This is a genomic window from Armatimonas sp. (assembly GCF_031410135.1).
Lineage (GTDB): Bacteria > Armatimonadota > Armatimonadia > Armatimonadales > Armatimonadaceae > Armatimonas.
Window position 1 is genome coordinate 1 of record NZ_JANNYP010000665.1, and the last position, 9,430, is coordinate 9,430.

A 9,430-nucleotide genomic window follows, 5' to 3' on the forward strand; every position below is an offset into this window, starting at 1 on the left:
GACTACTTTGACAAGCGAGAGCCAGAGCGGCTTACTCGTAGCCTGACCAAGCGCTTGGTCAGCTTGGGGTTCGAGGTGAGTTTGACTCCAACTCCAAAGGCTTTGGCGTGAGTTCAGCGGGGATTTTCAAACCAGGAGGAGCGAGCGATGCAGTCCCGTTCGACGCTGGTGGGCATCTAGGTGTTGAAACTCCGCAATACGCCTGGCGAGGGTGAGGGCTTCGTTGCCTGCGGCGAGAGCTCCCTGAGAGTCACCTTGTGCAAGCCGGAGCTTGGCGGTAACTTGGTACCAAAGCTTCTGCCGAGGCAGAATTCCATCGGACGATGCGGGGAAAAGCGGCTTCTGGGCAGTTTGCAAGTCTTGAGTAGCCTGAGCAAGATCACCTATTTCTAGGCGAATTCGTGCACGGCGCACGAGAAACTCGGCCTGAGCCCAGGGCATCTGAATATCTGACTGCGCGACACACCGAAGGCCTTCCTCGACGCAGGCTTCAGCGTGGGCATACTTCCCACAGCGCGTCGCAATATCAACTTCATTTCGGAGAGCCATGGGAAGCAGGGGAGCAATCTTCGACTCCCGCGCTGCCTGTGTGGCAGCCTGGATCATTACAAAAGCTTCGTCACGGCGTCCTTGCTCCTCCAGAATGTCGGCGAGATACTCCGCATCCCGAGCGCGGTGCATGAGAGAGTCGTTGAGGGCAACAAGCTGACGGCCAGCCGCTTCAGCAGCCGCCCCATCGCCACGCTCACGTGCTGCGAAAAACGCTTCTTGTAGAGCCGCTCTCTCCGGCGCAAGGGGCGGCGCTGGTCGGTGTGGAATGAGGGACTCCCACCAAACTCGCAGAAGGAAGATAAAGTCTTTCATTGTGCTCCTTCCTATACGAAATTACTAAGAGCGTTTGTGCCGAAGGAGGGCTATTCTATTGCGTTCGTTGGTACTGCCAGATCAAGTGATCTAACTCACGTGGGCTGATCAGAGGGTATTGTAAACGGAGCTGTTCACAGACGGCAACGAGAAGAGCTTGGGCATTTTCGGTTGAGAAGTTCTTACCTGTGGCGGTTTTGAGAAAACGTAAAACCTGCCGGTCAGGTTTCGTCAGGTGGCTTGCTCCTGCCAGCATCAGAAAGTAGCGCCACGATAGTCCGCTTATCTGGCCGGGGATTTGACGAATCTTAGTTTCGACCAAGGGTAATTTGTCTTCTTCCTGAACTAAGTCTTCAAAGGTCTGTATGCCGAACTCATCGAGAACGCGAGCAAAACGTATAACAGCCTCGGCTTTGAGAATACCGCCGCGAGTTGAAGTGCGTTGGCGATTTGCAAAGATAGTTATTGATGCCTGCTCAGCGGAGTAAATTGATCTTTAGTTTCCGCTAAATCATGCACTCTGTAGCACTCCTTGCCCAGCTTTAGGAGCTTTCTGACGACGATGACCCTCGACACCAGTCGCCAAATGGGAAGTCACACTCGCCTTTTTTCGAAGTTGTTCACCCACCACGGGCAACTCCGAGAAATCAAGACGATTCAGCACACGACGAAGACGACCACACGTAGCACGGCACATACGATCCCAGAAACCTGTCGCCACAGTGCAGCAAGTTGCAGCGACATAAGAAAGCATGTTGCCACTGAGTAAAGCCAACTCAGGAAGACGAAGACGGCTCTCTTCACCAAAGACAAACGCTTGACCACAACCAAGCATCGGCTTGGCAACCAAAGGAAGGTGCTCCACCGCCCACCGATCTCGATACAGACGCCACACCACCTCAGCCGTCACTTCAAGATTGGTCGCCAGAAGCCAAGGCTCTTTGTAACGAGGATCAAATACCGCAACGACATTCACCGGCACAGCACCCACTTTATCCTCGGACAAGACGACATCTTTCCAGACCTCAGCACGAAGACGAATCCCCTCGTCCTCCCATCCAAAAGTGGCATCACAAGCCGTTGCTTCAAGCAACTTACCCGCGCGTGTGCGAGCAAGAGGACGGACGATTTCACCGTACTCAGAATGTCGTCCGCAACCTTTGTAGGGTGGCAGGTAATTACGACGTACCGTTGCATTTTTGGCTAAACGGACGACAAATCTAGGCGTCTTGGCACGAACTTCAGCCAGAGAAAACCCCGCATCAAAGACGGCCACTTCTTCAGGAGTGAGTGTTTTGCCTGCTTGTTCAATGAGTCGGGTTTGGACATCGGCTTCCCGAGTGTCGCCTTGCTCCCAACGTATGAGCAGTCGAGGCAGGGCAAAACGGCGCTTCGAACCGTGAAGTATGACTCCTTCACTACCTTCGTGACAAGAATCTTCTAAATCTCCTACACTGCCCACTGCTACGGCAATGCCAACGATAATAGCGGGCAAGGCTTTACCTACCTCAGCCACGAAGTGTTTGGCAGGATTCCCTTTCAATTCTGGTCGTCTAAAGCCTGTGAGGTCGCAAGGCACAGGGCGGTAACCTCCATGACAATGGGGCGTAAAATACCCTTCCCCCTGGACGATTTCCTGCCAATTGTCGAGTAACTCTTGCGTTTCCCATCGTCCTTTTCGCAAGGCTGCGCTTGAGCGGCGAACCGCATCGGCTTCAAGTCCCAGGTTGTCTAGGGCAGGAAAGACGGCTCCTCGTGATTCGAGAAATCTGCCTGAGACGAGTGCGAATTGGAGTTGGAATAATCCCAGGTTTGTTCCTAGAGGAACCCCTTTGAGGGTTTTTTCCAAGAGGTTACAAATACGATAAACTGGCTGTGACATCGGGTTTCTTTCGGTGCGTTTTTGTTTTCCGACTCAACTCTACCTGAGAGTAAGCCCGATGTCACGACTGCAAATCCGATCTTGTAGAGAAGCAGCGGGCGACCCGATTTTAGCGGAAACTAAAGTTGATAGTTTTTCAAGGAACTCGGCAGTTGTATGAATCGAGGACGGCTGGCCTAAACCTGCCCACTTTTCATAACGCTTGACGACTCTCTGGACACCCTGATAACGGACACCAATTGACCAGACAGCATCCAAAAAACACAGTGGCAGATGAGAGTAAGCATACTCATCCCCAAGCCGAACTATACTGCCAAGGTTTAGATGTTCTTGGCAAAATAGGGCAACAGTCTCAATGTCTGTCATCCAGCGGATTTCTCCATTGCCTCGACAAACCGAGCGGTCATTGTGGGATCGGGGTTGTAGGTTTCGACGGGGAACGAGGCGCGGACTATGCTGCGTAGCTCGGCCAGATCGGCGATGAGGCCCTGGGCGCAGGCTTGGAGGAGGAGGTTCCCGATGGCGGTGGCCTCGACCGGACCGGCGATCACGGTGCAGCCCGTAGCATCGGCGGCGATCTGGTTGAGCAGGCGGTTCTGGGAGCCGCCGCCGACGATATGCAGGGTCGTGATCTTGCGGCCCGTGAGGCGCTCCAGCATCTTTAGCGTGATGCGGTACTTCAGCCCCAGCGAGTCCAGGCAGCAGCGGATGGTCGCCCCGACACCCTCGGGCGGGGTCTGGCCGGTGGCGATGCAGAGCTCGCGGATCGCCTTGGGCATGTCGTCGGGGGCGTAGAGGCTGGGATGATCCGGATCAATGAGCGCGGCCAGGGGTGTGGCATCCCCCGCGAGGCGCGTGAGCTGGTCGTAGCTGCGCTCGTTACCGAGGCGTGCGTAGGCGCGGCGGCACTCCTGCACCAGCCAGAGCCCGCCGATATTTTTCAGCAGGCGAATCGTGTTCAAGACACCGCCCTCGTTGGTCACGTTGGCGGCTTCAGCGTCGGCGCTGAGGATCGGCGCAGGAATCTCCAGCCCCATCAGCGACCAGGTGCCCGACGACAGATATGCCCAACTCTCCCCCGGCTCAGCGGGAACGGCGGCGACCGCGCAAGCCGTGTCGTGGCCGCCGGGGGCGAGCACGGGGATGCCTTCGTAGTGTCCGTAGGCGCTGCCATCCGGAACCACCGGGCCAAGCAGGTGCATGGGCAAGTTCAGCGGCGCAAGGACATCCGTGGCCCACTCCCGCGTGGTCGCATTGAGCATCTGGCTGGTGCTAGCAATGGCGTACTCAATCTGCGCCGTGCCCGTGAGAAGGTAGTGGAGCAGGTCCGGCATGAAGAGCAGCTTTGCGCTCGCCTCCACTAGCCTCGGCTCCTGCTCGGCCAGCGCGGCGACCTGAAAGAGCGTGTTGAGCGCCATGCTCTGGATTCCCACTTTCGCAAAGATCTCCGCCTTGGGAACCTTCGCGTAGAGTTTTGCCTCGCCGCCAACGGTGCGCGGGTCGCGGTAGTGAACGGGCAGCGCGACCAGCTCGCCGCGTGGCCCGAGTAGGCCAAAGTCCACACCCCAGGTGTCAATGCCCAGGCTGGAGACCGTCCCGCCGTCGGTGGCTTTTTTAATCGCCGTCTGTAGCTCCACCAGAAAGCCGGGGAGGTTCCAGTGCAGGTGCGCCCCGAGCTTGATCCCGCCGGTGGGAAACCGATGAACCTCTTCCAGAGAGAGCTTGCCGCTGTCCGAGAGCGTGCCCACCACACCGCGTCCGCTCTCCGCGCCTAAATCCAGTGCCAGAATCCGTGCCATGAGCATCATAATACCTGACCGCCCCGGTTAGAGCGGGGCGTCAACGGGCGTTCCGCCAGAAAGGCCACTTCGGGCCATGCCTCCCCCCGGCTTCGCCGACCCCCTCCGGCTTCGCGAAGGAGGTATGGGCGGCACGCCCTTCGTAGCTTTAGCTCTCCAGCACCGCCGTTCTAATCGGCGGTGGCGGTATAATCCCTGCGTGAAAATTGCCCTTGCTCCGCTCGATGAGCGCCCCGTCAACACCCGCTATCCGTCTCAGATCGCCGCCATTGTGGGGGCGGAGATTGCCCTACCGCCCTTGGAGATTCGTGGCTCGGCGCGCATCCCTGCCGACACGGCTGCCGTGGCCGCGTGGCTGACCGAGCAGGCAGGCGTCTGTGATGGCATCGTGGCGTCGGTGGAGTACTTGGCGTGGGGCAATCTCATCAACTCCCGAATCTCTAGCGAGACAGTAGCACAGGGGCTGGCGCGGCTGGCGCCGCTGGTGCAGGCCCACGAAAACGGGGCGCTGGTCTATGCCTTTGTGCTGATCACCCGCGTCGCCAATGCCAATGACTGCGTGGAGGAGCCGCTCTGGTGGAAGACCTACGGAACGCGCTGCTACGCCCTCTCCCAGCTCTTGCATAAACAAACCGTCGGGGCGCTGGAGCCCGGCGAGGCGGAGAAACTCGCAGCGATCCGAAGTGAGGTTCCAAGCGAGCATGTCCGTGAGTTCCTCACCCGCCGCGAGCGCAACCATGCGCTGAATCTCAGCGTGCTGAACTTACTCGCCCGCGAGAAACTCTCGTTTCTGCTGATTACCTCAGACGACACGTCGGCGTGGGGCCTGCCGAGCCGCGAGAAAGCCTGGCTGGAGAGCTGGGCGGACTTGCTGGACGTGCGGGATCGGATGATGATTCATCCCGGCGCGGATGAAGTGGGCTCGGCGCTCACGGCACGGCTGCTCTGCGAGAAGCTCGGGCGACGTCCGCACATCTTCCCGCTCTACGCGATCCCTGGTGACGAAGCGATTATCGCGCCCTACGAGGATCGCGCGGTGCGGCTCACTGTCGAGGGCCAAATCGGGGCGTGTGGTGGGATTCTAGCAAGCTCCGCTGAAGACGCGGATCTCATTCTTGGTGTGCTCACGCCCTCGCCCCGCCGCACGGAGTGGCGGGCAGACTTCGCCGACGCCGAGCGCGAGGCCCGTCAGAGCGCCTACGAGGCGTTTTTCGCGGAGCTAGGTAAGTTCCAGAACTCGGGGAAACTTGTGGCGCTGGGCGATGTGGCCTATCCCAATGGCGCCGACCCGCTCGCTATCGAGCTGCTCTTTGCCGAAAACTCGCCCTGCGCTCCCGCCAAGCTCGCGAGCTTTGGGGCCTGGAACACCGCAGGCAACACGCTGGGCACCACCGTCGCGCAGGCCGTCGCGCTCTGGCTTGCGGGAGACAATGCCGATCGCCACGCACAGAACATCGCCCTGACCCATCACTTTTTAGAAGGCTGGGGCTACCAGACCGATGTGCGCCGGGAGGCCCGCGCTAAGAATGTCGCCCAAGGCTGGCACTACGACCCGGCCCCCCCCGCCCCCGATAACGGGGGAGCCATTGACCAGATTGCCTTCACTTGCGCAAGCATCGAAGCGGGGCTGCAAACACGGCTGGAGTGGCTCCAAAAAAGAGGGGTGGGGGTGGGTCTCACGCTCGTCCCTGGCTCCGTCACGCTTCCCTGGAGCCGTACTTTTGAGTGTGATTTCGAGTTAGAATAAAGCTCATGACTGAGGAAGAGTTCGATGTCTTGATGGAGCAGGCGCAAGCACTCCAGTACGATGAAAATGGGGTAGATCTCTCGCATCTGAGGGAAAATCTCAAACGCACGCCAGCTCAGCGTCTTGCCCGTCTGGAGAGCTATTTGCGCGATATGGTTCCGCTCCGTAAGCGCATGCAGGAGCAACGAAAGGTTCAGCGTCATGCCTGAGCTTCCTGCTGAGTTTCGCCGTATCCTAGCTCTCCTGACCGAGGCGAAGATTGACTTTGTGGTCGTGGGGGGGCTGGCGATGGTACTTCTAGGAACCGACACCGTTACGGGTGATGTTGACATCTCGTTTGCTCTGGATGAACCTAATCGGGAAAAACTAGCGACCGCAGTCCGCCACCTCAATCCCAGACTATTAGGATTCAACCCAACTGCTGGTTTTGAGCTCACCGCAGCGCGGCTAGCACGTGTTCGTTTTCTCAACCTCACCACCGATCTCGGGCAGATAGACCTCCTCCCTCTCCCCAGCGGTTTAGATTCCTACGAAGGACTGAAGGCGCGTTCCATGGAGTTGGATATGGACGAATTTACGGTTCGTGTTGCCTCAATAGATGATCTGATCGCCATGAAGCGAGCCGCGGGGCGTGTGAAAGATCAAGCGCATCTTCTGGAACTCCAAGCCCTCAAGCGCCTCCTCGCCGAAGGCTTGGAGAGCGATGACTGAGTTCATCACTCGTCGCAAAACCATCCTACATTTTGATCCTAGCGACATTTCAGAGTATCTGATCCATGGCGACCAGCTTCTTGAGCAACTTTTGGCAGAGCTCGCGGGGCCAGCGTATAGCAAGCTCAGTATCGCGGCGCGACGACGACGTATGGCGGCGATTACTTGGCCTTGGTGGTCCGAGCAGGTGCGGAAACATCTGGGACGGAAGGATGCGGAGCTCTTCCACCAAAAAATAGCAGCGGACTTGCTGGAGTGGGGGCGCGGTCTGGTGCAGTGCCCCGCTTGTGAAGTACCTCATCTGGGCAGTGAGCTCACCGTTCGGGAGTGGCGCTGCGACGGGTTCGACCACAGAGAGTTTCGTTGCCCCGCGAATCAGGTGGTGTTCGTGACGGGACAAGGTAATAGTGGTGAGCTCGACAGCCTTGGCGATCCGTTGCCGCTGCCCGATCCGCCATTTGGTCGCTACCTCTACCCAGCCAAGCACAAAAATCAGGTATACCAAGCTAAATGACTATCCGTGCCCTCTTCTTCGGCCACTACCGTGATATCGTCCCCTCGGGTGAGTGGGAGCTGACTCTCGACGCGCCCGCGACGGTCGCCGATGCCGCTACCGCGCTGGCGGCGTCGGAGCCACGCCTCGCGGATCTTCTCAGCCGCACACGTGTGGCCGTGGGGGCGGACTTTGCGACCGCCGAAACTCCCCTCAAAGACGGCGACGAGCTGGCATTCTTGCCCCCGATGAGCGGAGGGTAGGCAGGCTTTATGGTGCTTTTAACGACTGAGCCGCTTCAGCCGCAGCAGGCGGTGGATGCGGTGATGACCGACTCCGACGGCGCGTATGTGCAGTTTGTGGGCGTGGTGCGAGATCACTCGAAGGGCCGAAACGTGACGGGGCTTGAGTACCAGGTCTATGCCCCGATGGCGACCGCCCAGATGGAGAAGCTGGTGGTGGAGGTTCAGACGCGCTGGGGGCTGGCCTGCGCGATTCTCCACCGCTACGGCTTTATCCCGGTCGGGGAAATTGCTGTCGTCGTCTGCGTCGCAAGCTCGCATCGGGCGGAGGCGTTTGAGGCGTGCCGCTGGGCCATTGACACGCTCAAGGCCGATGTGCCGATCTGGAAGAAGGAGTTCTGCCCCGACGGGACGTTCTGGATCGAGGGCGACGAGGCGATCTCCGCCCAATGAGCCTTGTTACCATTCGTCCCATGGTGGGCACGGATATCGAGACCGTCGCGCGAATTGAACGGCAGTCGTTTACCAGTAACTGGACCACATCGGCGTGGATCAACGAGCTGTCGAACCCCTTTGCGATCTATCTAGTGGCGGAGCTAGAAAGCCAGGTGGTGGGGCACTGCGGCTTTCACTTGGTCATGGACGAGGCCCATATCACCACGCTCGCGGTCGCGGAGGCCTGGCGCAACCAGAAGCTCGGGGAGCGACTTTTGGTGGGTTTGCTGGAAGCGGCACAAGCGCGTGGCGCAACGTCGGCGACCCTAGAAGTGCGCCGTAGCAATGCGCCTGCGCAGCATCTCTACAAAAAATACAACTTTGCCTGGGAAGGCACCCGCAAGGGCTACTACGACGGCGAGGACGGCGACATTCTCTGGGTGCGCCACATGGAAGACCAAACCTGGAAAAAACGCTTCACCGAGAACCGAACACGGCTAATGGCATCATCCGCAAGTTAAAGGTCGCGACACCTTCCGTGCGTTTGTAGAGCTTCTCCGCATGACAGCTCTGGCACCGGGCTAGCTTGCCATGCTCCAGAATGCGCTCCGCTTTGCCGTCGAGCACTAGAAATTCCCAGTCATAGCAGGCGGGGTTGTAGCCTTTTTCGCGCTTCACCATCGCCGTGAGCAGCTCCGGTGTCCCTGTGCCTTTGGGATTATCAAGCTTCTCTTTCACCAAGACCGTGCCCACAGGAAAAGAAGGGAGCTTCGGAAAGAACTTCTCCTCGTACTGACCATAGAGCTTCCAGTAGGCACGGTAGTTCTTTTTCTCAAGCTGCCTTAGTTTTGCTTCGTAGGTCTTCAAGGCCTGGGTGTAGCGCCCCGCCAGCGCTTGGCCCGTGGGGTTTACGTAGACCTGAGCGTAGTGGTGAAAGTGCGGGTCGGAGTCAAATTTTGCCTGCTCCTCGGGTGTAAGGTTCCCACAGAGCCTGAGGACATTTCCCTCCATTAGGAAAGGTTGCTTAAGTAGCGCCTTGCCGCTACGATAGCCCTTCGCAGGGTTAGGAGTGTTCTGTGCGAGCAAGGGGAGGGCTAGTGCCAGCAGTGGCACTAGCCCCCAGATTCGTTTTCGGTTCATGCCCCTACTTTACCGACTTTTGCCAGGTAATGCTTTCCTTGAGATAGTCCCGGAGCTTCTCGAACTCCTCAACGCCCACCAGAGTCACTTTGAGCTGGCGGTTGGCGACGGCAAACG

12 protein-coding genes are annotated in these 9,430 nt (G+C 58.6%); 7 read left to right on the plus strand and 5 right to left on the minus strand.

Translation table 11 applies throughout. From position 1 onward, the window contains the following. Nucleotides 1-126: 126 nt before the first annotated feature. The 4 genes from RMO15_RS24275 to RMO15_RS24290 all read right to left on the minus strand — a co-directional run bounded on the left by RMO15_RS24275 (nt 127) and on the right by RMO15_RS24290 (nt 4,545). Nucleotides 127-864, minus strand: coding sequence for a hypothetical protein (locus RMO15_RS24275; protein WP_309718632.1), 738 nt, complete (start codon nt 862-864; stop codon nt 127-129). 55 nt (nt 865-919) lie between these two features. Next, nucleotides 920-1,186 (minus strand): hypothetical protein, encoded by a 267-nt coding sequence (locus tag RMO15_RS24280; RefSeq protein WP_309718636.1) that lies wholly within the window; start codon nt 1,184-1,186, stop codon nt 920-922. A gap of 189 nt (nt 1,187-1,375) precedes the next feature. Further along, nucleotides 1,376-2,746, minus strand: a complete 1,371-nt coding sequence (locus RMO15_RS24285; protein ID WP_309718638.1) for a hypothetical protein — start codon at nt 2,744-2,746, stop codon at nt 1,376-1,378. A gap of 362 nt (nt 2,747-3,108) precedes the next feature. Further along, nucleotides 3,109-4,545, minus strand: coding sequence for a rhamnulokinase family protein (locus RMO15_RS24290; protein ID WP_309718640.1), 1,437 nt, complete (start codon nt 4,543-4,545; stop codon nt 3,109-3,111). A 199-nt stretch (nt 4,546-4,744) separates the two neighbouring features. Between RMO15_RS24290 and RMO15_RS24295 the strand changes: the two genes are divergently transcribed. The 7 genes from RMO15_RS24295 to rimI are packed head-to-tail and all read left to right on the plus strand — an operon-like array spanning nt 4,745 to nt 8,694. Further along, entirely contained in the window at nt 4,745-6,292 is a 1,548-nt protein-coding gene (locus RMO15_RS24295; protein ID WP_309718644.1) for a DUF4127 family protein, read from the plus strand. A 5-nt stretch (nt 6,293-6,297) separates the two neighbouring features. After that, complete coding sequence (locus RMO15_RS24300; RefSeq protein WP_309718646.1) at nt 6,298-6,501, plus strand: hypothetical protein; 204 nt, start codon at nt 6,298-6,300, stop codon at nt 6,499-6,501. Next, a complete protein-coding gene (locus RMO15_RS24305) occupies nt 6,494-7,003 on the plus strand; it encodes a DUF6036 family nucleotidyltransferase (protein WP_309718648.1) in 510 nt (169 codons plus the stop codon). Before RMO15_RS24300 ends, RMO15_RS24305 begins: the two co-directional genes overlap by 8 nt. Further along, on the plus strand, nt 6,996-7,517 hold the full coding sequence (locus tag RMO15_RS24310; protein ID WP_309718649.1) for a hypothetical protein: 522 nt from the start codon (nt 6,996-6,998) through the stop codon (nt 7,515-7,517). The genes RMO15_RS24305 and RMO15_RS24310 overlap by 8 nt, the downstream gene beginning before the upstream one ends. Next, the gene (locus RMO15_RS24315) at nt 7,514-7,759 is read left to right on the plus strand and encodes a MoaD/ThiS family protein (RefSeq protein ID WP_309718652.1); all 246 of its coding nucleotides are present in this window, start codon (nt 7,514-7,516) and stop codon (nt 7,757-7,759) included. Before RMO15_RS24310 ends, RMO15_RS24315 begins: the two co-directional genes overlap by 4 nt. A gap of 9 nt (nt 7,760-7,768) precedes the next feature. Continuing rightward, entirely contained in the window at nt 7,769-8,191 is a 423-nt protein-coding gene (locus RMO15_RS24320) for a molybdenum cofactor biosynthesis protein MoaE (protein WP_309718655.1), read from the plus strand. Next, nucleotides 8,188-8,694, plus strand: coding sequence for a ribosomal protein S18-alanine N-acetyltransferase (gene rimI / locus RMO15_RS24325; RefSeq protein ID WP_309718657.1), 507 nt, complete (start codon nt 8,188-8,190; stop codon nt 8,692-8,694). The genes RMO15_RS24320 and rimI overlap by 4 nt, the downstream gene beginning before the upstream one ends. Here rimI and RMO15_RS24330 read toward each other — a convergent pair. Further along, nucleotides 8,651-9,313, minus strand: coding sequence for a hypothetical protein (locus RMO15_RS24330; protein ID WP_309718661.1), 663 nt, complete (start codon nt 9,311-9,313; stop codon nt 8,651-8,653). The two genes, rimI and RMO15_RS24330, sit on opposite strands and share 44 nt — an antisense overlap. Nucleotides 9,314-9,430 lie beyond the last annotated feature (117 nt).